A 24,815-nucleotide genomic window follows, 5' to 3' on the forward strand; every position below is an offset into this window, starting at 1 on the left:
ATATGAGAACTATTAATAAACTAGTATTAGCCTTTTTCCTAATTGTTGTATCTCTGGTTAATGCAGAGACCCCGCCGCAACCAGCAATCCCAACTGGAGGTGGTACCGGAGGAAATGGTACAGGATCGCCCGCCTCACCAATTGATATGTATGTATATGTACTTGGTATTGTAGCAATTGGACTTATTGTTTACTTTACAAAAAAGTACAAAAGCGTAAAAGCATAAAATTTTATTAAAATAATATTAAACTCTCTGATTACTCAGGGAGTTTTTTTATTTTTACTCTATGAAAAAAATTTATACGCTATCTGCGGTTTTAGCTGCATTTGCTCTGCAGGCTCAATTTACGGTTACAATCCAGACTCCGGCAGATTTTAAAGATCAGGACGCAATTCTATATACATTAAACGGCTCAAAAGATATTATTGTTACTAAGGAACAAAGTAAGAATGGTATATTGACATTTAAATACCCCAGCAATTATATGGGAATGATGAAAGTTTATTTCCCTGGCTCTAACAATACGGTAAGCTTTATTTCTGAGAATAAGAACGTAAGTTTTAAACTGGATATCCAGAATAATAAAGTCAAGGACGTTACTTATCTTGATGAGGCAAATAATCTGATGAGCAAACAGCAGGAAGGTTCACAAAAGAAAGAACTTATTTTGCCGGCTTTGACACAGATCAAGGAATACTATAAAGACAATACAGACTTTGGAAAAGCACTGAAAACAGAAATTGACAGGCTTTCCGGAACTTCAGGCACTATTGATGCGGTACAACATCCGTTTATTGCTTATTATAATACGAACTACAGTAAATTTATTTCTAACTCACCCGATTCAGCCAAAAAATCAGATCAGGAAGAGATGATCAACTTTCTGGATAAATCAGGTGATATGCTTGAAAGCTCGTCATTATTGAGACCTGTTTTGGTGGCTTATCTTAATTCAGGAGGAAATACAAATGTTGTGGCCTCAGTTGATAAACTTTTAGACCGTTTAAAAGTAGAAACTCCAAGAGGGCAGACTGTATTATCAGAACTGATTGATATCTTTGATGCATATCAGATGGATGAGTACAAGAACAAATATCTGTCGCTTGCTAAAAATCTTAAATGTACCATTACCGACAGGCTTGCTTCTACCTTAAAATCGAATGCAAACACTGAAATGGGTGCTGTTTTCCCTAATTATAAGTTTCAGTCACCCGTTAATACCACTGCAAAATCTTTACATGATATAAAGGCAGATAAGAAGGTTATCGTATTCTGGTCATCGACCTGTTCACATTGTGAAAGTGAACTTCCTAAGCTTCTTGAAAAATACAATGATCTTAAATCAAAAAATATTCAGGTTGTAGGGCTGTCCTTGGATGTGGATAAGAATTCCTATACCAAAAAGATTGCTGCATTTCCATGGGTGAATGACTCGGAATTGAGAGGATGGAACAGCAGTTATACGGATACGTACAATATTCACGCAACTCCGACGTATTTTATTTTAGATGCTAACAATAAGATAATCAGCAAACCAGATCATGTTGGTGATGTTTTGGAATATTTTAAGCTAAAATAATTTTGGAGGTAAAGAAATATTTTCTATATTTGCACCACCAAAACGGCGAGGTAGCTCAGTTGGTTAGAGCGCAGGATTCATAACCCTGAGGTCACGGGTTCAATTCCCGTCTTCGCTACGATAAACCGCAATCATTAAATCAATGATTGCGGTTTTTAATTTTAAAAGTATCGTAGATTCATCTTTTAATTCTTTCAGAAGATTTCTTTTTTTTAAGATTTTAGTCTTCTTGTAAGAAGATGCAGGGAACATCCGCCGGTTAATTTGTCATGGCTTTTATGCATTTATCTTGGTATACATATATATCCCCGTATTCGCTTTTCTATAGCTTAATTTTGGAATATCTGGTTTTTCATGACAGAATACTTTATTGAATCGGATAATGCGCCTAATGGCCTGTTTAAACAGTCTACGGTAATTTCAGTATCTGTAATTAAATAAAAAAGTAAGAGCCGTTCTGCAATCTGCGGAACGGCTCTTATTTTTTTATATTGGTTTATTAAACCTGATATCCGAGGAGTTTTCTGATCTGATAGAAAAATCGTTCAATCAGTCGCAGATCCTGTGTTACGATCTCTGCGCTGCCCCGAAGTTCTTTATCAAATGTAAGTGTTTTGTTATAGCTTGTTTTTAATCCTTTAGGTAAAATAACATCTACGTAATAATTGCCTTTTTCATCAGGAATAAGCGATATATTCTGTACTTTTCCTTCGATGATACCGTATTCCTGGAATCGGTAATTGTCCAGTTTGATGAGTACTTTTTCACCTGGAGTTATTTTTCCTGAGTTTGTTGTAGGAACAGACATTCTGCCTACTAACTTTTCTTTATTTTTAGGAAGAATAGAAAGGATAGGTTCACCAACCTTTACGAACTGATTCTCGCCGAAAAACTGCTGAAAACTGGCAACACCATCTGTGGATGAAATTACCAGATAGTTAAGTTCCCATTGTTTTAAAGATTTTCGCAGCTGCTCAAGAAGCTGTAAGGTTTGTGAAGAGTATGTAATTCTGTCTTTTTCTGTATTAATGGCAGTTCCGCTTTTGGTTTTATTCAGATTGGAGATCCCTTCATCCACTTGTGATATGGAAATTTTAATATTCTCAAGATTTTGCTGAGCCTGAAGATATTTGATCTTTTCATTTTCAAGTTCCATCGCTGAAATAACACCCTGGTTGAATAGCTCCTGAGATCTGTTGAAATTTTTCTTAGTCAGGTCATATTTAATAGACTCAAGGTTTTTCTGTTGCTTTAAAGTAGCAATTCTTACTCTATATTCAGAGATACTCTGGTTGGCAGCCAGATTTTCAGGAGCATAAGGCTGTAACCTTGTAAAGAGTGCTTCATCCTGAAATGCTTTGGCGAAACTGTTGTATTCACCCTGTAGCTCTCCCAGCTTAAATCTTGAAGCCTGAGCAATAGGGAAGGTGTATAATTTATCAGGTGTGATAGAATCCACTAGTTTTTTCAGCGCTAAAATATCCTTATAATTGGCTGCAGACTGCATCACCATCAGTACATCATTCTTTTTAACTTCCTGATGGTCTTTTATGAATATTTTTTCAATTTTAGAACTGGTCCTTGCTTCAATTTTCTCAGGAGGGTTCTGAGAAGTTACAATAATGGGAGCGGGTACAAATTCCGGATATTTTATAATGTAGCTCATCAGAAGGATAAGCAGGAGGATAATAAATATAACGGTATTTCCCCAGCGGATCATCCAATGCGGAGGCTGGGTAAGAATATCCTGTACGCTTTCTGAGCGGAGTTCAATATTGTCTAAAACGTCTTCTTTCATTGTTCTGATGTAAAATTTCCTCCAATTTCAGGGGGAATATAGTTTAAATAATTGGGCAGTTCCCGTCATACCATGATGGCGGCGAAGTGTCTGCATCCGGCGGGCATTCAAAATGCTTTATGCGGCATGGTACCCAGCTGCCAAGACACCATGATCCACAGCAGTTGTTGTCCGGGATAATAACACCTCCGCTGACAAATGTCAAATCTTTTCTCGAAAGTTTTTTTAGATTTTTCATGATTAATATTAGTTTTATTTTTCCTACTCTGTAAGCTTTTCGGATTCCGCTATATGCTGACTTTATCTTGTTTAATTTCCTAATTCAAGCTGGTTTCTTACCAGCCTGTAATATTCTCCCCTTAAATCTACCAGCTCAGCATGGCTTCCTTCTTCTACCACTCTTCCCTGGTCTAGTACAATGATCTTATCGGCATGCCTTACTGTGGAGAGCCTGTGTGCAATAACTACAGCTGTTTTGCCTTTGAAGAACTGCTCAAGATTTTCCATAATCACTTTCTCATTGTTGGCATCCAATGCAGAAGTAGCTTCATCAAATAAAATATATTCCGGAGCTTTATAAACAGCTCTTGCAATGAATAACCTTTGTTTCTGACCGCCGCTGACCCCAACACCTTCGTTGCCGATTTTTGTATTATAGCTCAACGGAAGGCTTTCTATAAATTCTTTGATATTGGCAATTTCTACAGCACGTCTCAGTTTTTGCTTATCAATATGATCTTCACCAACAGCAATATTATTGGCAATGGTATCATTGAATACATAACCTTCCTGCATTACCACTCCGCAATGATCTCTCCAGTATCTCGGGGAAATATTTTTCATATTGGTATTCCCGATTCTGATTTCTCCCTGGTCTGGATCATAGAACTTCATCAAAAGTTTCAACAGGGTTGTTTTCCCGCTTCCACTGGCACCTACAATAGCAGTTGTCTGCTGATAAGGTATCGTAAGGTTTAGGTTTTCAAAAACAGGTACATCAGAACCGATATACCTGAATGACATATCTTTGATTTCGATATCTTTTTTCGGAATATCTGTGACGTATTGTTCATTCTTATCTTCTTCATCATCTTTATCGTGGATTTCTCCCAATCTTTCAAGGGAAATTTTCGCATCCTGAGTCTGCTTGATAAAATCGATAAGCTGAAGAAGCGGACTGTTCAGCTGCCCAATGATATATTGAACGGAAAGCATCATCCCTAAAGTAAGATTTCCGCTTAGTACAAGTTTTGCAGAAAGGAAACTCACCAGGATATCTTTCATCTGGTTGATAAAGTTACCTCCCACAGACTGCCATTGCTCCAGTGAAAGAGATTTTATCCGGATTTTAAACAGTTTTACCTGAAGAAATTCCCAGTCCCATCGTTTTTGTTTTTCGGCGTTATGCATTTTAATTTCCTGCATACCGTTGATGAGTTCGATCACTTTGCTCTGCTCCTGAGATACCTGGGAGAATCTTTTATAATCAAGTTCTTTTCTTTTTTTCAGGAAGAAACTGATCCAACCTACATACAATACGGCTCCTACAAGGTAAACAAGGAAAAGCCTGTAATCATAAAATAACAGTACAATACTGAAAATAATAAGATTGACCAGTGAGAATAATGTATTCAGTGAAGAACTTGTAAGAAGCTGTTCAATTCTGTGGTGGTCATTTATTCTCTGCATAATATCCCCGGTCATTCTTGTATCAAAGAAACTTATAGGAAGTTTCATCAGTTTGATAAAGAAATCGGAGATGATGGAAATATTAATTCTTGCGGAAAGGTGAAGGAGGATCCAGCTTCGGATGGTCTCAATTCCCATTCTTCCCAGGAACAGCATAATCTGTGCAAGTAAAACCACATAGATAAAATTTATATCCTGGTTCTGGATCCCGACGTCTACTATACTTTGGGTAAGAAATGGAAATATCAGGGAAAGTAAACTTCCTCCCAAAAGCCCGATAGCAAGCTGTATAACAAGTGTTTTATACTTAAGGAGATATTTGGAAAGAAAAGTAAAGCTGGCTTTACTTTCCTCAGCATCGAATTCTGTCTGGAAGAATGCCGGAGTTGTTTCAAGGATCAGAACAATTCCTTCTTCTGTATTTTCATTTGCATTTTCTCCGATCCAGGATCTGATGAACTCTTCCCGTGTGTAAGTGATGAGTCCATAACTCGGATCTGAAATATATACTTTATTATTCTTATCAATTTTGTATACGACAACAAAATGATTTTTATTCCAGTGTGCTACACAAGGAAAAGGAACCTCTTCTACAAGGGTATTGAAATCGATCTGGACTCCCATTGACCGGAATCCGAGGTTTTCTGCTGCATCGCTCAGCCCAAGAAGGCTGCTTCCTTCACGGGTTGTCTCGGAAAGGTTACGAATCTGCTGCAGGGATATGCTTTTACCATAATACTTACTGACAATCCTGAGGCATGTAGGACCGCAGTCTTTGGTATCCGGCTGCTTATAAAAAGGAAACTTTTTTTTCAAAACTACTACTCATTATAAAATGCCGCCAGTGAATGACGACATTTTGCTTTAATTCAATTATAATTCAATGAAATGGTACACTGGATATAGCCCCGTTTGTTACCGTTTTTCTACTCTTTTACACCTTTTCAGATGGTTATTTTGTTTTTCCTAAGATAGGGAAATTTTTAAATGGATAATATTTAATAATTAAATCTCATCATCCTCTATTAATTCATCAATAAAGAATAAAATATCTTCACGATCATACTTGTCCGGAAACTGATATCCATTGATAATAAAGATAGGTGTAAAGCTTAATCCTGCATTACTGTTTTCTTTAGACATTTCTACTAATGGATTAAGATTTTCTGATGTTATGTTTCCTCCTGCAAGAGTATTGATTTTGTTTTCATCCTTGGTTTCAAACCATTCTTCCACTGCATGTAAAAACTCTTTTTCAGGTTGGTTATGATAAATATAAGTTAAGTCCGAGATAAGCTGCGTATATTTTTCAGGAGCTCTGTCAGGGCTGTAATTGAATCTCATCTGCAAAGAGAGATTGTCCGGATATTTCTCCAAAAGGCCCTCTACCAGTTTATGAGCATCTTTACAGAAACCACAGTATGGATTGGAAACAATTGATATGCGAAGTTTGGCATCCCTTTTTCCAACAGCAAAAGTTTCAGTATCCTGGAATTCTATTTTCGGATTTTGCATCATTTGATCTTTAAAAAGCTCATAATTTCTTTTGAATCTGAGATTTTTCGCATTTGATTTTTGAAGTGCTTCTTTTTGTTCAAGAAGGGTGTTGAAATAAATAACAGCAGAGAAAACAAGTGCCCACAGGATAACCGTCAGTAAAAGTGCTCCCACGCTGAATGAAAGATTCTCGAAAAGTAAACTGCTTATTACAAGTTGCCCTGCAAGGATTGAAATAATCAACAAACATACCCTGCAAAATGTTTTTTCTACTAATGCCTGAATATACAGAGAGTATCCGATTGCTAATACCGAAACGAATGTAAATGCTTTTACCATATAAGCTGTAGCCGGTAAAAACAGACCCAATACTGTAAGCCCTGTGAAGTAAATCAGGGAAAAGTCCGCGAATTTTAAACCTAGAATGCTGGTTTTATCCTGTTTTATAATTTTATCACATGAGTTGGCTGTCTGGCTGGCAGCAGTACCTCCTCCTCCGCATATGCTTCCGATAACGGTAGAGGTATTTCCGAATTTCTGGTTGAAAATTTCCAGGGAAATATAAACCCCCGCTAATGAAAGAAGATTAAATATAGCGTCATAAATGGTTTGACTTATAAAAGAATAAGCAAGAACAGCAGCAAAAATGATGTACAGGACCGGCTTGAAATTGAATGTCAGTTTGTTTTCCGCATTCTCAGTTTTCTCAAACAGAAGTACAAAATCGGTTGATTTATTATAAAGCTCCTCTTTCCCGAAGGTTTTTGCTTTTTCAGAATATACTGAATAATTGTTTCCTGACTTTTTTACAAGGGAAAATGAATTTTCAACAATAGCAATAAATTCTTCCGGAAGTTCGTCCCAATATTCTTTGTCAAGTTCATAAGCGTCATTTTTTACCCCCATAAAGTTCAGCGTATCACTGAATGCCAATGCAGATGGGTAATTGGGATGTGAGTTGAACTGGAAAATAAATTCCTGTTTATCTAGTTTTAGGTGGTTAATTAGTTTGTCAAAAATCATATTAATATTTTTATCTAAAATACACAGATGTTTTAAATATACAAAAAAAAATCTCCTTTATTAGTGAGATATAAACGGTTGCTGATAGATTTTATTTGATCCTCAGTATTTTATTTTGCATAACTTATTGCAAAAACCAGACATTGCAGTCTGAATATTTATATGAAGCAAATGATTTAACTCTTCTCAGGAAAAAACTTCAGGTATTATTTTGAATAGAAGTCAGATATGAACAATAAATTTTAGTTTACAGAATATAATTGCCTATTTTGAGACAATAGCCGAAATTGATTTAAAAATATCTCATTTTTTCTATAAGAATATCATACGGAATATAGGAGATAACTCCAATTTTTAACGAAGGAAAAAGTAGTTAAACTGGAATATTTTTTATTTAAACAATCGTTTGATTTTGTAAATATTTAATAGCTTTTATGAAGTTGTAGCACTGTTTTGTTTATTAAATGTCAGTATTTGATGTGTTTTGTGATAAGAACGGATGAACTCAAAAAAACTTAAAAAATCATAAAGTTTTCATAAAGTTTTAAAAAAGGATGGAAATGTTTTTGTATTTATAAAATATGTCGTACTTTTACATCGCCTTGAATGAGGGAACAAGTCAAGGTAATAAATTTTTTTTCATCATTTGTGTTTTTAGAATCGTATCGCCTGATACGATTCTTTTTTTATCTATTTTTCATAATTTAAGAGAAGATCTATAAAGTAAGAATAGGTAACGGAACCTTCCTGCTGATTACTCTTCAGAAACAGATTGTTGGTAAATCCAAAGAAGTCATCAAGCCAGCCCTGATGTCTGGAGATGAAGCTCTTTTCATAAGCACGGTCTCTTTGCATAGCCGGAGAATAATGGTGAAGAATATTTTTTACAAACGCTGGATCTTCCTCCACAATAAATCTTAAAAGACTTTTTAAAGTAAAAAATTCGGTACTGTATCTCAGTTCCGTGTTGCTGGAATGAATTCCTATTAAATATCCCACAAAATTGGCTTCCTGCTCTCTTGCAAACCCCAGCTGGTGAGAGCTTTCATGAGCTGTGGTGAAAGGGATGAAAGTATGGGGTAATTCAGAGTTATATTGGGCTTCGGCAGTAAAAGGATTATAGTACCCGAGTATTCCCGTAAAGTTCATTACATTTTTGAACAAGCTGGGTTTAATATCCAATATCTGAGGAGCTTTTTTATCTGAAATATAAGAAGGTAATTTGGTCTGTTGATACAGGATTTCCTTTTGTATAGAATTCAAGTCAGTGATTACGAAAATCCCTTTGTTATCCTCATGAACAGATTGCCTGGTAACCTTACATTTTTCAAGATAGATCAGGGCTAATTTTTTTGCCTTGTCTATATCGGGTTCTTCCTGGCTTGAAAGCTTTTTAATAACAGGAGTCTGGAAGTACAGCATTCCCCAAAACACCTGGTAAATGAAATAAAAGGCATTGATAATAATCAGGATCTTCATGATCGCATCATGTCTCCGCTGCTTCCTGAATAAAGCTATTACATAATATAAGAGAAAAATGCTTAATACAATATAAATCAGGTCTCCCACAGAAAACGGGATCCAGCTGAACAGCATCTGGTGGATTCCTTTTTGAAATTCAAAAAAACTTTCAAAAAAAGAAATCATTATTTTGGATTTCGAGAAACCGTAAAACAAAAGAAATTGGGCAAGTAATATACCTGCCCAAAATCTTTTCTTCTTATATATTGTCTTTGTTATATTAATGACCACTGCCTTTAGATATTTTATCAAGATCAATGCCCTGGGCTTTTAAGATTCCACTCACACGGATCGCATAGAATGCAAGATAAGCAAAACAAATAACCCCTACGATATAACTGAAGTGAATATTCGTAATATCTGCAATATATCCTTGTAACATACTTACAATTCCACCTCCCATAATCATCATAATAAGGAATCCGGATCCCTGGTTAGTGTGCTTTCCAAGTCCGTTGATGGCCAGTGCGAAGATACATGGCCATAAAGTAGAACAGAAAAGACCTACACTGGTAAATGCATACACCGATACCATTCCTGTAGTGAACATTCCTATAAGTAGGGCTGTAATTCCTGCTAAAGAGAAGATTAAAAGCATTCTTGCCGGGTTTCCTTTACTTAAAATATCACAGATGATCATAGCAACGATGATAAATCCATATACATAGAAAGGAGAAAGATCATGGTTGGCAATAGCATTTACCAGTAAAAATACGCCGAACGCCAGATAAGGAGCCAGGAACCTTAAGATTTTTTTAAAGCCTGCATTTACATCAAATGCTTCTACAGCACCTGTCCAACGGCCAATCATTAATGACGCCCAATACAATGAAATATAAGGGGCTACTTCTTTCGTTTCAAATCCAAGGCTTTTTTCCATATAAGCAGGAAGGTTACTTGCTGTAGAAACTTCTACCCCCACATATACGAAAATTGCGATCATTCCCATAACCAGTTGAGGATATTGGAATGCAGAAGTTCTGTGTTCTCCCGGAGTTGCATCATCCGTACTCTCAGTGTTGGTTGGAGTGATTGCAGGAAGTGAAGAAAATTTAAGCATTAACGCTACAAGGGCAAAAGCTGCTCCCAGTATTAGGTAAGGTACCTTTACACTTTCCACACTCGCTTCCGTATTGGCAGCACTTGCAGAACCAAAGATGGCAAACGAAACAATAAGTGGTCCGATAGTAGTTCCTAAATTATTGATTCCCCCCGCCATTGTTAACCTTTGTGATCCTGTTTCCGTAGGGCCTACCTCAATAGCGAGCGGATTGGCAACAATCTGCTGAAGAGAGAATCCCAAACCTACAATAAATAATCCGGAGATCATTAAAGGAAAAGAATGCATATTGGCGGCAGGGTAGAACAACAGTGTTCCGAGTGCAGAAATCAAAAGTCCTACAATGAGACCGTTTTTGTACCCGATTTTGTTGATCAAGTCCTGTTTCAGGCTCTTGGATACAATCATATAAATTAAGGAGCCTACAGTATACGCTACATAAAAGCATATCTGGACCAGCATACTTTCGGTTTGAGACAGATTGAAGGCTTTTTGAAAAACCGGGATCAGAATATCATTACTGGCTGCTACAAATCCCCAAAAGAAGAATACAGTAACCAACGGAATGAATTGAGCCCAATTGGTTTGCTTAGAATAATTTGACATATTTATTATAGATTTCACAAACAAATATAACTATTTACTTTCAACGGAATACCTCATTAAGGTTTTTTTTATTTTCTCATAAGCCTCTGCCTTTAGGTCTTTAGGCGAATCAGTAGGTTCGATAATTCCATTGAAATACACCTTTACTCTTCCGGGATAGCCTTTTGAGTTTTCAAAAGGAAACATTTCCTTGAGTCCGATAAAGGTATAAACAGCGATAGGGGAATGATGTTTTGAGGACAGCATAAAAGCTCCGTCCTTAAAATCATCGAGGATAACAGAAGTGTCATCAGGTACGCCGCCTTCCGGAAAAATGGCAATACTGTTACCTTCTTCCATCTTTTCAGCGCATCGTCGGTATACATCAGCACGGCTTCGCGCACTTGCTCTGTCTACCATCACACATATCCTTTTATATATAGTTCCGAAAATCGGAATCTTTACCAGTTCTTTTTTACCTACAAAACATATCGGATGATCTGGAAACAAAATGCAGACAAGCATAATATCCATGATAGAGGTGTGGTTGGAGATAAAAACATACGGTATATTCTTATCTTTTTCCTGAGTGGAGAGTTTAATAAGGTCATATCTGAAACCCATTCCGTAGAACATTCCGAAACACCAGATTCTGACCAGCTTATAGCCGTATTTATAATGTTTTTTATTAAAAGATAAAATATATACGGGGATTCCGATGGTAACGGTCAGAAAAAATGCCAGCAGAAGCAGCCAGAATCTCCAGAGATAATTTAAAATTTTTGTCACAGCCTAACCGTTAAAAATTACTTTCTTTTTTATTGAATAATTCAGAATGGAAACCAGTAATATCGCAGCAATTTTGCTGATCATTTCCGGGCTCAAGGTATAAAAAAATAAATTGATATTATCTTTAAATATGAAACTGTAGAAAATCTGGAAAAAACCTAAGCTGAGCAGTGTTGAAAAAAAGGATACCACCATAAAATAAGCAAACTCTTTTCTCTTTGAGTGCTTTCCCCTTTCAAATACGAACCAGATACTCAGGAAATAATTGGTAATAATCCCGCAGCTGGTAGAGAAAATATTACTCAGAGGATAATGTACACCATAAAAGTTGGTTTCTTTTACAATGAAATGTGGAAGATAGGTGCTGAAAACTTTAAAGCTGCCTATCTCTACAATAGCACTTAGTCCTCCTGCAATGATGAAGAACAAAACCTGCTTCTGGCGTAAGAGTATTTCTTTCATTTAATGAATATAAAAACTAAACATGTTTGTACATATTGTATAGCGTACCGGAATGATTTACAGCTCATCAGATAAATACCTTACGGTTTCCTGCTTGTAATAATGGTTTTATAACTTCCAAAATGATATACCTTCACAATATGAATATGCAAATTTATAACTATATGTTAAACACTGAAAAAAGTTGTTAAAATATTTTTTTTAATAAAAAATATGTCTAATTTTAATATTCAGAATGATGTAATTAAGACCTGATAATAAATTCATTTTCAACTCCTTGTGTTGATGGTTTTTTCTATCTTGTAGTGCGCAGCTAAGAGCATATCCTCCTACATTTTATGACCCAATTATTAATAATATTTGTATGAAACGTCAAAACAAATACAGAAAATTCCAGCTTCAACAGAAAAATATTGAGGCTCTTGAGAAAGAAAATTCCCGCTTCAAAAGAGTGTATTCCGAATATGAAAATATGTCAAACGAATTGTGGAATCTTGAAAACTCCACTGGTGAGCCGGTGCCTGATGATTTTATCAATGCAATGGAATTACAGACTTCCTATCTTGAAGATGAAATAGAAGATTGGCTTTTACAATTCAACGAAAAAAAAGCACAGATTAAACATTGATGATTTTAGACAGCTTCCAGATTGTTTTAAATGCTAATTGAAGATAAATTCATAATTTAGCATCTTTAAATTAAAATCTAAAATATGGTTGCTATTGTAGATAGTGGTTCTACTAAAACGGATTGGGTAATTCTTGATGACTTTAAGAAAGTTTTTCTGAAAACGGAAACAATCGGTTTCAATCCGAATTTTATCAACAGGGAGCTTATTGCTCCGGAAATCCAGAAAAATAGCAATCTGATATCGGTTAAAAACTCAATTACCAAAGTATTTTTTTATGGTTCCGGATGCGGAGTGAAAAAGAACTGCGAAACCATAGAAGAAGAACTGAAAAAAGTCTTTGGAAAAGCAGAAATAATTGTGAAGGAAGATCTGATGGCTGCTGCATATGCGGCTTATAGCGGGAAACCTGCTATTGTGTGCATTTTGGGCACAGGATCAAATTCCTGTTTTTTTGATGGTGAAAATGTGAAGATAGAATTACCTTCACTCGGATTCCTGATAGGGGATGAGGGAAGCGGAAGCGCTATCGGAAAGCAACTGGTGCGCAGATATTTTATGAAAAAGCTGCCTGCAGACCTTCATGAAGAATTTGAGGCAGATTATCAGCTTACCGTGGAAGATGCATTGAAAAATATGTATCATACTCCAAGACCCAATGCATATCTGGCGAATTTTACCAAATTTGTAATCGAAAGAAAAGATCATCCTTATTTCAGGGATATGGTTTTTGATGAAATGAAAAATTTCTTCGAATACCAGGTTCTCCCTTATGAGGAAGCGTATGAAGCTGAGATTAATTTCATCGGTTCCATCGCTTATTATTATGAAAATACACTACGTTCTGTAGCATCAGAACTTAATTTAAATGTGGGACATGTAGTTCAGAAACCAATTGAAAGCTTAGTAGATTACCACATTAAATATATACTTTAACAAAAAACAAAATTTTATGTCAAGTAACAACAATCGTGACGAAAAGAACTTTAGCCAGGCCGCGCTGGATTATCATAAAGCAGAACCCAAAGGAAAAATTGAAGTAATCCCATCAAAGCCCCACTCTTCCCAAAGAGATCTGTCATTGGCATATTCCCCGGGAGTAGCAGTGCCTTGTATGGAAATTCATGATAAACCGGAAACTGTTTATGATTACACAGGAAAAGGAAATCTGGTAGCAGTAATTTCTAACGGTACTGCCGTACTTGGACTGGGAGATATCGGTGCTGAAGCTTCAAAACCGGTAATGGAGGGGAAAGGACTTTTGTTCAAGATCTTCGCAGATATCAACGTTTTTGATATTGAGATCGATGAAAAAGATCCTGAAAAATTTATTGAAATCGTAAAAGGAATTGCCCCTACTTTCGGAGGAATTAACCTTGAGGATATTAAAGCTCCGGAAGCTTTTTATATAGAACAAAGACTGAAAGAGGAATTGAATATTCCTTTGATGCATGACGACCAGCACGGAACAGCAATTATCTCTGCTGCTGCATTGATTAACTCTCTGCAGATTGCCAATAAGGATATTGATAAAGTGAAAATGGTGGTGAACGGAGCTGGTGCTGCGGCCATCGCATGTACAAAGCTTTACATCTCATTAGGATTGAAAAAAGAAAACGTCCTGATGTGTGACAGTAAAGGAGTAATCAACCATAAAAGAGAAAACCTTACTCCTGAAAAACTGGATTTCATCGCTCAGACGGATATCGAAACATTGGAAGATGCTGTAAAAGGCTCTGATGTTTTCGTTGGATTATCAAAAGGAAACGTAATGACTCCTGAAATGCTGCTGAGCATGAACGAAAATCCTATCGTATTTGCTTTAGCTAATCCTGATCCGGAAATTGCTTATGATCTTGCACTCGACACCCGTAAAGATGTGATCATGGCTACAGGAAGAAGTGATTATCCTAATCAGGTAAACAACGTATTGGGATTCCCTTATATATTCCGTGGAGCATTGGATGTACAGGCTACAGGAATTAATGAAGCCATGAAACTGGCTGCGGTACACGCCATTGCTGATCTTGCAAAAGAACCGGTGCCGGAAGCTGTAATTTTAGCATACAATGTTCAGAATCTTCAGTTCGGAAGAGAATACTTCATTCCGAAACCATTTGATAACAGACTGATCACAAAAGTATCAAGCGCTGTTGCAAAAGCAGCTATTGAAAGTGGTGTTGCCAGAAAAACCATTACGGATTTTGACGAATATGAGCACCAGCTTTTAGACAGAATGGGTAGAGATGAAAGATTGGTAAGAATGATGCAGAGCCGTGCAAAATCCAATCCGAAAAGAATTACCCTTGGAAATGCTGAAGAATACAATGTATTGAAAGCTGCTCAGATCCTTTATGAAGAAGGAATTGCTTACCCAAGCCTTTTAGGGGATAAAAAATACATCAAGGAGCAGATGGAGCGTTACGGAATTACTCTGGATGTGCCTATTATTGATCCAAGTGATGATGATCAGAAAGAAAACAGAAAAAAATACAGAGAAACACTTTGGAAACTTCGTCAGAGAAAAGGGATGAACGAGTACAAAGCGAAAAGATATGTTCGCCAGAGAGATTATTTCGGACCTTTGATGCTGAGACATGGTGATACTGACGGTCTTATCGTAGGATTCTCTAAAAACTACACTTCCGTTTTACGTCCCGTTCTAGAAGTTATTGAAAAAGATAAAGGGGTAGACAAAGTAGCGGCAATGATGATGATCCTGTCTGAAAAGAAACCTATTTTCTTTGCAGATACTTCCATCAACCAGAACCCTACAGCTGAAGACCTGGTGAATATTGCTAAAATGGCAGAATTTACAGTAAAATCTTTTGCTATTGAACCAAGAATTGCAATGCTTGGATTTGAAAATTTTGCTGCTATCTCTGAAACTTCCAAGAAAGTTGCGAAAGCAGTAGGAATTCTTCATGAAAAATATCCTAAAATGGTTGTGGACGGTGAAATTCAGCCCGATTTTGCAATGAATGCAGACCACCTGAGTGATTATCCGTTCTCAAAATTAGGAACAACACCGGCCAATACATTCATCTTCCCGAATCTTGAAAGTGCCAACCTTTCTTACAAAATCCTGAGAGGGATGAAGGTGGCACAGGTAATCGGACCTATCTTAATGGGATTAAAACAGCCGGTACATGTGCTTCAGATGCGTTCAAGCGTAGATGAAATTGTGAACCTTGCTACAATTGCCGTTCTTGATGCTCAGAGGAGAGAGAAGAAACAGTAAAGACATAGAAATATTATTAAAAAAATAACACCATAAGAGGTGTTCAGATACTAAAAAGACTCCATATTTTGGAGTCTTTTGTTTTTATGTTAATTCCTTGAATTCTTATTTGAAATTTAAGTTAAAAATCATTCGCAGATCAAATGAAAACATTAATTAGTTTAAATTGCTATATTTGGGAGTTTTAAAAATTAATAATGATATTTTCTTTACAAGGCACAGTTCAGGAACTTACACCTACCTACGCTGTCATTAATGTGCAAGGAGTTGGTTACTATGTGGGAATCAGTTTGATGACCTCACAAACGCTGGTTTTAAATCAGCAGACCTTTTTATTTATTCAGCAGATCATTCGTGAGGATGCTCATCTTCTCTTTGGATTTAACACACGTTCAGAAAAAGAAATGTTCAATCTGTTAATAAGTGTTAATGGTGTGGGGGCTGTCTCAGCACTTATTCTCTTGTCAACTTTGAGCCTTGATGAGATTGCTTCAGCCATACTTTCCGGAAACAGTGCATTGATCCAAAAAGCGAAAGGAATCGGTGCAAAAACTGCTGAAAGAATTATCGTAGATCTTAAAGATAAAGTACAGAAATACAGTGATCCTAACGCGAACATTTCTGTGATGACGGATAATAAAATTAAGGAAGAATCGTTATCTGCATTAGAAGTTTTAGGCATTCCTAAACGAACCAGTGAGAAGATTGCGGATAAAATTATAAAACAAAATCCAAGCATCTCCGTAGAAGAATTGGTTAAACAAATCTTAAAAAACATTTAACATTTGGTGGCGAATATTAAGCATCTTAACATATTTTTGTTCCTGTCGTTCCTGTGTATGTCTGTCAGTGCTTTTGCGCAGGCACAGAAAGATACAGCGATCATAAGAAAACAATATGAAGTGGCTGACCCTACGAGGTACGAAGCCTATTACGATATAAAAACCGGGATGTATTACGTGTATCCCAAAATCGGAAATACCATTACAGGTCCTCCTACAGCAATGTCTCCGGAAGAATATAAAGAATATATGCTTGCCAGCCAGACAAAAGCCTATTACAAGGAGAAATCTGATAAATATAACCTTCTCTTCAGAAGAGACAGATCCGATGCCAGAAAGAAGGGACTTATTCCTTCATTACAGATCAACAACAGACTTTTTGAAACCATTTTCGGAGGTAATAAAATTGAAATCATTCCTTCAGGGTATGCATCCCTGGATTTTGCAGGGCTTTACCAGAAAATAGATAACCCGATGATCCTGCCGCAAAACAGGACCAGCTTTACCTTTGATATAGATCAGAGAATTCAGCTGGGATTATTGGGGAAAGTAGGTGAAAATCTTCAGTTAAAGGCCAATTATGATACTCAGAGCGGTTTTGCTTTCGAAAACAGGATGAATCTCGTCTGGCAGGCAAAAGGAAGCTGGAAAGATCTTCAAAGCAAAGGTCTTGGAAATGTAGATAAGCCTAACGAAGGAGGAGAAGATAAAATAATCAAAAGAGTTGAGTTCGGTAACGTAAACATGCCGCTTTCAACCAGCCTTATCCGTGGTTCCCAGTCATTGTTCGGGGTGAAAACAGAGTTCCAGTTAGGAAAAACATTCGGAACAGTTGTCCTTTCCCAGCAGCAGGGTGAAGCCCGTAATATTGTAGTTCAGGGTGGTGGTGTGATGAATAACTTTAAAGTCAATGCTATTGACTATGAAGAAAACCAGCACTTCTTTTTAGGACACTATTTCCTGAACAAGTATGACGATGCTTTGATTAATTATCCGCAAATCAATTCCACAATCAACATCACCAGATTGGAAGTTTGGGTATTGGATCAGGGGAACAGTAATCTTGCCTATCAGAAAAGTATTATCGGGATCAGAGACCTGGGAGAAGCTGCAGGAGGGGCCACTTTACCAGATAACTCTCTGAACGGATTATATGATAAAGTATCAGAAGTAGCCGGTACCAGAGAAGCAGGAAAAAACTATGGTACTATTTTCCAGGGACAGGTACTTCCTGGTGATCCCACTCCTTATGATAACGGGGAACAATTCATATACAATACAAAAGCCAGGAAGCTGAATGCTAATGAATATACTTTTCAGCCGCAGCTTGGATATATTTCATTAAACCAAAAACTTAATGACCAGCAGCTTTTAGCCGTTTCATACTCCTATACCGTTAACGGGAGCAATAAAGTATACAAAGTAGGGGAGTTTTCTGAAGAAAGCCCTGTACTGGTTACTAAAGTATTGAGAGTAAATAACAAAGTCAATACTCAATCTCCGATGTGGGATCTGATGATGAAGAATATTTACTCTATTGACGCCGGACAGGTAGCTCCGGATGGATTTATCCTTAACGTTTATTACAGGGATCCGAAAACAGGAGGTAAAGTAAACTATCTTCCGGATACTCCTGTAAAAGACCAGAACTTACTGAAATTATTTAACTGGGACCGCCTCAATATGAATGGCGATATCCAGAATAATAAAGATGGAAGTAAAGGAGACGGTATCTTCGACTTTGTTAATGGTCTTACCATCAGACCGGAAACAGGAAGAGTCATCTTTACCAAAGTACAGCCCTTCGGTAAATATCTGGAATCAAAATTGGGTACAAGTGATCCTCAATATGTTTTCCAGGATCTTTATACCAAACAAAAACAACAGGCGCTCTCCAGTAACCTTTCACAAAGGTATACCATGGAAGGCCGTTATAAAGGTGTTCAGGGGCAAGGTATTTCTCTGGGAGCAGTAAACGTTCCTCAGGGATCGGTGAAAGTAGCTGCAAACGGAGTACAGCTTACGGAAGGAGTAGACTATACCGTAGACTATATGCTGGGAACGGTTACCATCATCAATGAAAATGTAAAGCAGTCCGGACAGGCCATCAATATTTCACTGGAAAACCAGCTGACATTTAATACCCAGAGAAAAAGATTCCTAGGATTAAACCTGGAAAGAAGATTCAGTGAAAACTTTATCTTAGGTGGAACGGTAATCAATTACTCCGAATCTCCATTGACCCAGAAAGTAAACTTCGGGCAGGAAGCCGTAAACAATACCATGGCTGGGATCAACCTGATGTACAACAATCAGGCTCCTTACCTGACAAGGCTTACCAACAAACTTCCGATGGTAAAAACCGAAGCTCCGTCCAACTTAAACTTCAAGATGGAAGCCGCCTATTTATTACCGGGATTGAATAAAGGAACCAATAACCAGTCTTATATTGACGATTTTGAACAGACAACTTCTAAAATATCATTAAAAGAACCGGCAGCATGGAGCCTTGCTTCAAAACCGGAAAAAAATACATTGCCGCCATTTAATACGGTACCGGCAAATGATGATATAACAAGTGGATATGGAAGAGGGCTATTAACATGGTATAATATCGATCCGCGATTCTGGGGTGTCGGTGGAAAAGCTCCTGCAGGAATCACACCACAGTCTGTATCCAACCACGCTTCCAGAAGGGTGCAATATTCCGAAATTTATAACAACAGAGATTTCGTAGCAGGAGAACAAACTTTTACGAATACTTTTGATATTTCCTATTTCCCTAAAGAGAAAGGGCCATATAACGTCAATCCGGTAACGGAACAGGCACAAAGCAGGTGGGCTGGGATTATGAGATCCATCAGCGTTCCGAACTTTGTGAGTTCAAATATTGAATACGTTGAATTCTGGATGATGGATCCTTATGCAGACGGTAAAACCTTGGGAACTGATCCAAAGCTTTTACTTCACTTAGGAAACGTTTCCGAAGATGTTCTGAAAGATGGAAAAATGCAGTACGAAAACGGACTTCCTACTCCGGGCACACCATCTTCTACAACGAATTCAAACTGGGGAGTACAGCCAAAACAGCCGCCAATTTTATATGCATTCTCTACAGAAGGAGATGACAGAAGAACTCAGGATGCCGGATATGATGGTCTTACTTCTGATCAGGAAGCCATGAGGTTCGGGAATACCTTTGTAAATCCGGTAACCAATATTGCTGACCCGGCAGTGGATGACTTCGTATTCTACCTTTCTGATAAATTTACAGGAAGTCAGGCTGCTTCGGTAGTGGAACGTTACAAGTATTTCAGAAACCCGGAAGGAAACTCAGAAGCGAACTCTCTGAATGTATCTTCACAGACTCCGGATGCTGAAGATATCAACAAGGATTACAACCTTGATCAGAGTGAAAACTATAACCAATATGTTATAAAGCTTGACCAGCCAAGTTTGTCACTTGGGTCGAATAATATTGTAGATGTAAAAACCGTAAAAGCAACATTCCAGAACGGGCAGTCTTCCGATGTTAAATGGTATTTGTTCAGAATTCCGGTAGCGAATTATGATAAAGCAGAAGGGACACACGAAGATGCAGTATTGAATAATGTGAGATTTGCAAGATTAATGCTGACAGGATTTGATCAAACGTCTACTTTAAGATTCGGAACAATGGATCTTGTAAGATCAGACTGGAGAAAATATACCAGTAAGATTGCAAGTTTAAATGTTACTAATCCGGAAGAAGGAACGGGAACTGTGACAGATCCTAATTTTGAAATAGGAAGTGTAAATATTGAAGAAAATGCACTGAACCAACCTCCATATGTATTGCCTCCGGGAATTGACAGACAGGTTTTGAGTGGTAATGCAGGAGCTCAGAGACAGAATGAGGCCTCACTTTACATGAAAGTGAAAGATCTTAAAACTGAGGCAAGAGGAGTGTTTAAAAATACGACTTTGGATATGAGAAGATACAAAAAGCTGAAGCTGTTTGTCCATGCTCATGATCCTTTGAACAGAGTAATTGGACTGGATGAGAATACCAAATTCTTTATCCGTTTCGGAAGCGATGCTACTGATAACTATTACGAGTACGAATCATCTCTAAGAATGACTCCTACTACAGCAACAGCTCCTATGGAGATCTGGCCAATGGAAAATGAAGTTGATTTTGATGTTCAGAACTTTGTAGATGCAAAAATCAGGAGAGACAAATCTGGTGTTGCAATTACTAATAGAACAGTTGACACAGGATATCAGGAACCGTATAAAAATATTTATATCAAAGGTAGACCAAGTTTGGGAAATATTACCACTATTATGATTGGGGTAAGAAACTCTGATCCAAGAGGGGCATCCACTATAACAAGAGTTCTTTGGGTTAACGAAATCCGTCTTTCTGAAATTGAGAATGATGGAGGATATGCAGGTAACGCCAGCTTAAACTTTAATATGGGAGACCTGGCAACCGTGAACGCCAATGCCTCCTATACATCTGTTGGTTTCGGTAATATCGATTCAAAACCTGCAGAAAGAACCCAGTCTACCCAATCGGCATTCAGTATTAATACCGCGATTAATGTAGACAAATTCCTTCCTGAAAAAACCGGAGTGAAAATTCCGTTAAATTATTCTTACTCACAGACTATCGAAGATCCGAAATATAATCCTCTGGACACCGATGTGGAGTTCAGCAAGGCGCCTAATAAAGATCAGCTGAAAAAAGTAGCAAGAACTTATACCCAGCAGAGAAGTATTGGAGTTGTGAATATGCATAAGGAAAGGGTAAATCCAAATAAGAAGCCTAAATTCTATGATATTGAAAACGTTTCTGTAACTGCTGTTTATAATGATGACTATTACAGGGATATTTATACCAAAAGAAATTACAGACAGTATCTGAGAGGATATATTGATTACAACTACACATTTAAACCGTGGATGATCAAACCTTTCAACAAAATGATCAGCGATACCGCAAAATCTACAAAGTATCTGAGATGGGTGAAGGAATTCAACTTTAATCCAATACCTACAAGAATCTCTTTCAGAACTGAAATCGACAGAAATTATAACGAGTTAGAGTTCAGAAATGTGGAGGCAATCCTGAACGGAAATATGAACAGTGACTTTGATGCCATCAAAAACAGAAACTTCTTCTTTGGATGGCAGTATGGATTAGGATTTAATTTCACAAAATCATTAAAGCTGGAAATCAACTCAGCAACCAGAACCCTTAATGATAACCTGGATGTGAATTCCATGGACAATAAGTCGATCTTTGGAAATGTATTCAGAGCAGGAAGACCGGTATTGTACAATCACAGAGCGCAGCTTAATTATAAACTGCCGTTCCAGTACCTGCCTTACCTGGATTTCATTGATGCGGAAGTAGGATATGGATTTACTTATAACTGGGCAGCAAGATCTACTTCATTGCTTGGATTTGTGGATCCTACCACTAACCAGCCAGCGAGTTTAGGATCAGTGGGTCAGAATACCAATGTTATTCAGGCAACGGCTTCAGCAGATCTTCCTAAGTTCTTTGGTCAGTTTAATTACTTTAAAAACATCAATGCAAAACTGCAGAAGCGAAGACAGGAGATGGACTCTCTGAATAACGTGTATGCAAAACAATGGGAAAAGAACAGATACAGATACAAAAAGTATAAATTTAAAAACAGGCTTACTCCACTTCAAAGTGCAGCATTCTTCCTGACTTCTTTCAAACAGCTGAATGTAAGTTATAATGAAACAAACGGAACAGTGCTTCCTGGATTAATATCAGCTCCAAACTGGTATGGATACGGCCAGACACTGGGAGGCCCGACACTTGGATTCCTTTTAGGATCACAGGCAGATATCAGAAGAACAGTAATGGAAAACGGATGGGTGAGTGGTTCCAACTATATGACAGATCCATACGTAAGAATGTCTACCAAAGAATTGAGGGCAGACTTACAGGTAATGCCGATGAACGATTTAAGAGTTGACCTGAATGTATTGCACACTTTTAACAGTAACTTCTCACACACAGGATTTAACTATACCAATAACGGAGTTCCTGATCCGGACTTTACATTTGCCAGCGAATTGACAACCTATTCCAATACGACAACGCTTCTTAGCACATCGTTTAAAGATGGACAGGCAGTTTATCAGGCGATCAGAGAAAATGCAAGAGCGCTTTCCCAGCAATTGGGAGGCCCTGGAGCAGTATTGGATAACAATGGATTTGCCCAGCATTATAGCATCGGAAATGCCTATGTATTAATTCCTGCCTTTAGAGCAGCTATGGAAGGAAAGTCTGTGACACCGATGACTAATCCTAAAAAATCAGGATTCCCGTTACCAAACTGGAGAATTACGTATTCAGGATTAAAAAATATCCCGATTATCAGCGGACAATTCACGAAGTTTGACATCTTACATGCTTATACTGCTACCTATACCGCAACAGGTATTCAAAGCAATGTAGACTATCATGGCAATCCGAACGGATTTTATCAGACTGTAGATGATGCTGGTAATGTAATCAAAAATGCAGGAGACAAGATCAATCCATATACCTTTGCACAGGTCGGATATGTAGAATCCTTCTCTCCGCTCATTGGAATAGATGTTACCATGAGAAACAACATGCAGTTTGGGATACAGTACAACAGAACCAGAATGATGGTGCTCGGATTGGTAAACCAGACGCTTACTGAAGATGCCAATACAGAATACGTGGTAAGACTTGGATATATTGTCAGAAACTTCAGATTGGGAACGGCCAATATCAGAGGAAGAGGAACAAGAGGAAAAGGAAGTGATCTTAACATCAGAGGAGATATTTCATTAAGAGACAGTAAAACATCCATTATGAATATCCTGTTAAATGATGCTCAGGTCACAGGAGGACAAAGATTAATGAACATTAAACTGTCTGCAGATTACAACGTTTCTGAGAATCTGAACCTGAGAGTATTCTACGAACAGATGACCTCAAAGTATAAGATTTCCACAGCATTCCCGCTGTCTACAATCAGAGCAGGTATTTCAGCCACATTTACATTCGGTGAATCCGCAGGTGGATTCTAAAAATAATACAAACCTAAAAGTCCTTCAGTTTTGAAGGACTTTTTTTATATCCGATATTTGAAGCTACTATATTTTTGAATACATTTGTACAAAATAAAAATTTAAAAATGAACACACCATCAGAATTAAAGTACACCAAAGATCACGAATGGATCAGAATCGAAGGTAACGTTGCTACAATCGGTATTACAGACTTTGCTCAGGGAGAACTTGGAGACATCGTATATGTGGATGTAGATACTGTAGATGATGACCTTAATGGAGGAGACGTTTTCGGAAGTGTAGAAGCGGTAAAGACTGTTTCAGATCTATTCTTGCCTGTTTCAGGGAAGGTTATTGAATTTAATTCAGACCTGGAAGATCAGCCTGAGCTGTTAAATACAGATCCTTATGGAAACGGATGGATCATCAAATTGGAAATTGCTGATGGGGCAGATCAGTCAGAGTTACTTTCTGCAGATGATTACAAAGCGATCATTGGATAAGATTTCAAAAATATTTAGTAAGATACTGCCCATTTATTGGGCATTTCTTACTTATATGCTTCTCAAACCCGGAGAAGAAAACCATGAATATTGGTTCATGTTCAGTGGTATCGACAAAGTTCTGCATCTCAGTATATTTGCTGCTTTGGGGTTTTCTTTCATTGCCACGTTTCCTAAAATAAAATTCTCCTACTTCTTTCAGATCATTCTTATTTATGCATTCCTTACTGAAATCCTGCAGGAAGAAATGGGACTGGGCAGATCTATGGAAACCTTAGATATCGTAGCAGATACTATCGGGTGCCTGTTAGGATACTATGCCTACAAACTATTGATCAAACGTTTCTTCTGATTCCACTTTCGAAAGACTGCTAATATTTCCACCTCTATCTTTAAAATATAAGCAAACCACTTCAGTTTTCCGCCTCTCTGACTCTCCGACCCTCCAACTCTCCAACTTTTTCAGGAGCTTCATCCTGCTATCCATTTCTACTCCTCGCGCCGGGGCTTCCCGTCCTCAAGCCCTCTCGCTCCGGCTTCTGCTGCGGGGTAACCATTGCTATCAGGGCTAGGGAAGGAGTTGTT

At 37.6% G+C, this 24,815-nt stretch carries 17 protein-coding genes and 1 tRNA gene; 10 read left to right on the top strand and 8 right to left on the bottom strand.

The annotated features are described in order from the left end of the window. The first annotated feature begins 2 nt into the window (after positions 1–2). The 3 genes from ACR1PO_RS21395 (at position 3) to ACR1PO_RS21405 (ending at position 1,699) form a co-directional block, all read left to right on the top strand. Positions 3–227 carry a signal peptidase gene (locus ACR1PO_RS21395; protein WP_433988111.1) on the top strand — a complete coding sequence of 75 codons (225 nt, stop codon included), beginning with the start codon at positions 3–5 and terminating at the stop codon, positions 225–227. A gap of 61 nt (positions 228–288) precedes the next feature. Next, positions 289–1,581 carry a TlpA family protein disulfide reductase gene (locus ACR1PO_RS21400; protein WP_433988112.1) on the top strand — a complete coding sequence of 431 codons (1,293 nt, stop codon included), beginning with the start codon at positions 289–291 and terminating at the stop codon, positions 1,579–1,581. Positions 1,582–1,625: 44 nt separating this feature from the next. After that, a tRNA-Met gene (locus tag ACR1PO_RS21405) sits at positions 1,626–1,699 on the top strand. A 381-nt stretch (positions 1,700–2,080) separates the two neighbouring features. Here ACR1PO_RS21405 and ACR1PO_RS21410 read toward each other — a convergent pair. The 8 genes from ACR1PO_RS21410 to ACR1PO_RS21445 form a co-directional block, all read right to left on the bottom strand. Continuing rightward, positions 2,081–3,379 (bottom strand): HlyD family secretion protein, encoded by a 1,299-nt coding sequence (locus ACR1PO_RS21410; RefSeq protein ID WP_332388116.1) that lies wholly within the window; start codon positions 3,377–3,379, stop codon positions 2,081–2,083. 43 nt (positions 3,380–3,422) lie between these two features. Next, a complete protein-coding gene (locus ACR1PO_RS21415) occupies positions 3,423–3,617 on the bottom strand; it encodes a hypothetical protein (protein ID WP_332388115.1) in 195 nt (64 codons plus the stop codon). 71 nt (positions 3,618–3,688) lie between these two features. Then, positions 3,689–5,884, bottom strand: a complete 2,196-nt coding sequence (locus ACR1PO_RS21420; protein WP_433988113.1) for a peptidase domain-containing ABC transporter — start codon at positions 5,882–5,884, stop codon at positions 3,689–3,691. 189 nt (positions 5,885–6,073) lie between these two features. Further along, a complete protein-coding gene (locus tag ACR1PO_RS21425) occupies positions 6,074–7,588 on the bottom strand; it encodes a thioredoxin domain-containing protein (RefSeq protein WP_433988114.1) in 1,515 nt (504 codons plus the stop codon). Positions 7,589–8,278: 690 nt separating this feature from the next. Further along, a complete protein-coding gene (locus ACR1PO_RS21430) occupies positions 8,279–9,238 on the bottom strand; it encodes a DUF3810 domain-containing protein (RefSeq protein WP_433988119.1) in 960 nt (319 codons plus the stop codon). Positions 9,239–9,329: 91 nt separating this feature from the next. Next, positions 9,330–10,775 carry an MFS transporter gene (locus tag ACR1PO_RS21435; RefSeq protein WP_433988115.1) on the bottom strand — a complete coding sequence of 482 codons (1,446 nt, stop codon included), beginning with the start codon at positions 10,773–10,775 and terminating at the stop codon, positions 9,330–9,332. Positions 10,776–10,805: 30 nt separating this feature from the next. After that, a complete protein-coding gene (locus tag ACR1PO_RS21440) occupies positions 10,806–11,543 on the bottom strand; it encodes a lysophospholipid acyltransferase family protein (RefSeq protein ID WP_332388111.1) in 738 nt (245 codons plus the stop codon). 3 nt (positions 11,544–11,546) lie between these two features. Beyond that, positions 11,547–12,005 (bottom strand): GtrA family protein, encoded by a 459-nt coding sequence (locus ACR1PO_RS21445; protein WP_433988116.1) that lies wholly within the window; start codon positions 12,003–12,005, stop codon positions 11,547–11,549. Between the two features lie 364 nt (positions 12,006–12,369). Between ACR1PO_RS21445 and ACR1PO_RS21450 the strand changes: the two genes are divergently transcribed. The 7 genes from ACR1PO_RS21450 to ACR1PO_RS21480 all read left to right on the top strand — a co-directional run bounded on the left by ACR1PO_RS21450 (position 12,370) and on the right by ACR1PO_RS21480 (position 24,582). Continuing rightward, positions 12,370–12,633: a hypothetical protein gene (locus ACR1PO_RS21450; protein ID WP_433988117.1), complete on the top strand. Its 264-nt coding sequence runs from the start codon at positions 12,370–12,372 to the stop codon at positions 12,631–12,633. 84 nt (positions 12,634–12,717) lie between these two features. Further along, positions 12,718–13,569 carry a BadF/BadG/BcrA/BcrD ATPase family protein gene (locus tag ACR1PO_RS21455; protein ID WP_332388109.1) on the top strand — a complete coding sequence of 284 codons (852 nt, stop codon included), beginning with the start codon at positions 12,718–12,720 and terminating at the stop codon, positions 13,567–13,569. A 16-nt stretch (positions 13,570–13,585) separates the two neighbouring features. Continuing rightward, entirely contained in the window at positions 13,586–15,874 is a 2,289-nt protein-coding gene (locus ACR1PO_RS21460) for an NADP-dependent malic enzyme (protein WP_433988118.1), read from the top strand. Between the two features lie 197 nt (positions 15,875–16,071). Then, entirely contained in the window at positions 16,072–16,656 is a 585-nt protein-coding gene (gene ruvA / locus ACR1PO_RS21465) for a Holliday junction branch migration protein RuvA (RefSeq protein ID WP_332388108.1), read from the top strand. A 57-nt stretch (positions 16,657–16,713) separates the two neighbouring features. Beyond that, on the top strand, positions 16,714–23,745 hold the full coding sequence (sov, locus tag ACR1PO_RS21470) for a T9SS outer membrane translocon Sov/SprA (protein ID WP_433988120.1): 7,032 nt from the start codon (positions 16,714–16,716) through the stop codon (positions 23,743–23,745). Between the two features lie 107 nt (positions 23,746–23,852). Continuing rightward, positions 23,853–24,230: a glycine cleavage system protein GcvH gene (gene gcvH / locus ACR1PO_RS21475; protein WP_041461925.1), complete on the top strand. Its 378-nt coding sequence runs from the start codon at positions 23,853–23,855 to the stop codon at positions 24,228–24,230. A 25-nt stretch (positions 24,231–24,255) separates the two neighbouring features. Continuing rightward, on the top strand, positions 24,256–24,582 hold the full coding sequence (locus tag ACR1PO_RS21480) for a VanZ family protein (protein ID WP_332388450.1): 327 nt from the start codon (positions 24,256–24,258) through the stop codon (positions 24,580–24,582). The last annotated feature ends 233 nt before the right edge of the window (positions 24,583–24,815 follow it).

This window comes from Chryseobacterium amylolyticum (assembly GCF_051011775.1).
GTDB lineage: Bacteria > Bacteroidota > Bacteroidia > Flavobacteriales > Weeksellaceae > Chryseobacterium.

Coding starts and splice junctions, on each gene's coding strand:
- ACR1PO_RS21395 (WP_433988111.1), top strand. CDS start 3: ATGAGAACTATTAATAAACTAGTATTAGCCTTTTTCCTAATTGTTGTA.
- ACR1PO_RS21400 (WP_433988112.1), top strand. CDS start 289: ATGAAAAAAATTTATACGCTATCTGCGGTTTTAGCTGCATTTGCTCTG.
- ACR1PO_RS21410 (WP_332388116.1), bottom strand. CDS start 3,379: ATGAAAGAAGACGTTTTAGACAATATTGAACTCCGCTCAGAAAGCGTA.
- ACR1PO_RS21415 (WP_332388115.1), bottom strand. CDS start 3,617: ATGAAAAATCTAAAAAAACTTTCGAGAAAAGATTTGACATTTGTCAGC.
- ACR1PO_RS21425 (WP_433988114.1), bottom strand. CDS start 7,588: ATGATTTTTGACAAACTAATTAACCACCTAAAACTAGATAAACAGGAA.
- ACR1PO_RS21435 (WP_433988115.1), bottom strand. CDS start 10,775: ATGTCAAATTATTCTAAGCAAACCAATTGGGCTCAATTCATTCCGTTG.
- ACR1PO_RS21445 (WP_433988116.1), bottom strand. CDS start 12,005: ATGAAAGAAATACTCTTACGCCAGAAGCAGGTTTTGTTCTTCATCATT.
- ACR1PO_RS21450 (WP_433988117.1), top strand. CDS start 12,370: ATGAAACGTCAAAACAAATACAGAAAATTCCAGCTTCAACAGAAAAAT.
- ACR1PO_RS21455 (WP_332388109.1), top strand. CDS start 12,718: ATGGTTGCTATTGTAGATAGTGGTTCTACTAAAACGGATTGGGTAATT.
- ACR1PO_RS21460 (WP_433988118.1), top strand. CDS start 13,586: ATGTCAAGTAACAACAATCGTGACGAAAAGAACTTTAGCCAGGCCGCG.
- ruvA (WP_332388108.1), top strand. CDS start 16,072: ATGATATTTTCTTTACAAGGCACAGTTCAGGAACTTACACCTACCTAC.
- sov (WP_433988120.1), top strand. CDS start 16,714: ATGTCTGTCAGTGCTTTTGCGCAGGCACAGAAAGATACAGCGATCATA.
- gcvH (WP_041461925.1), top strand. CDS start 23,853: ATGAACACACCATCAGAATTAAAGTACACCAAAGATCACGAATGGATC.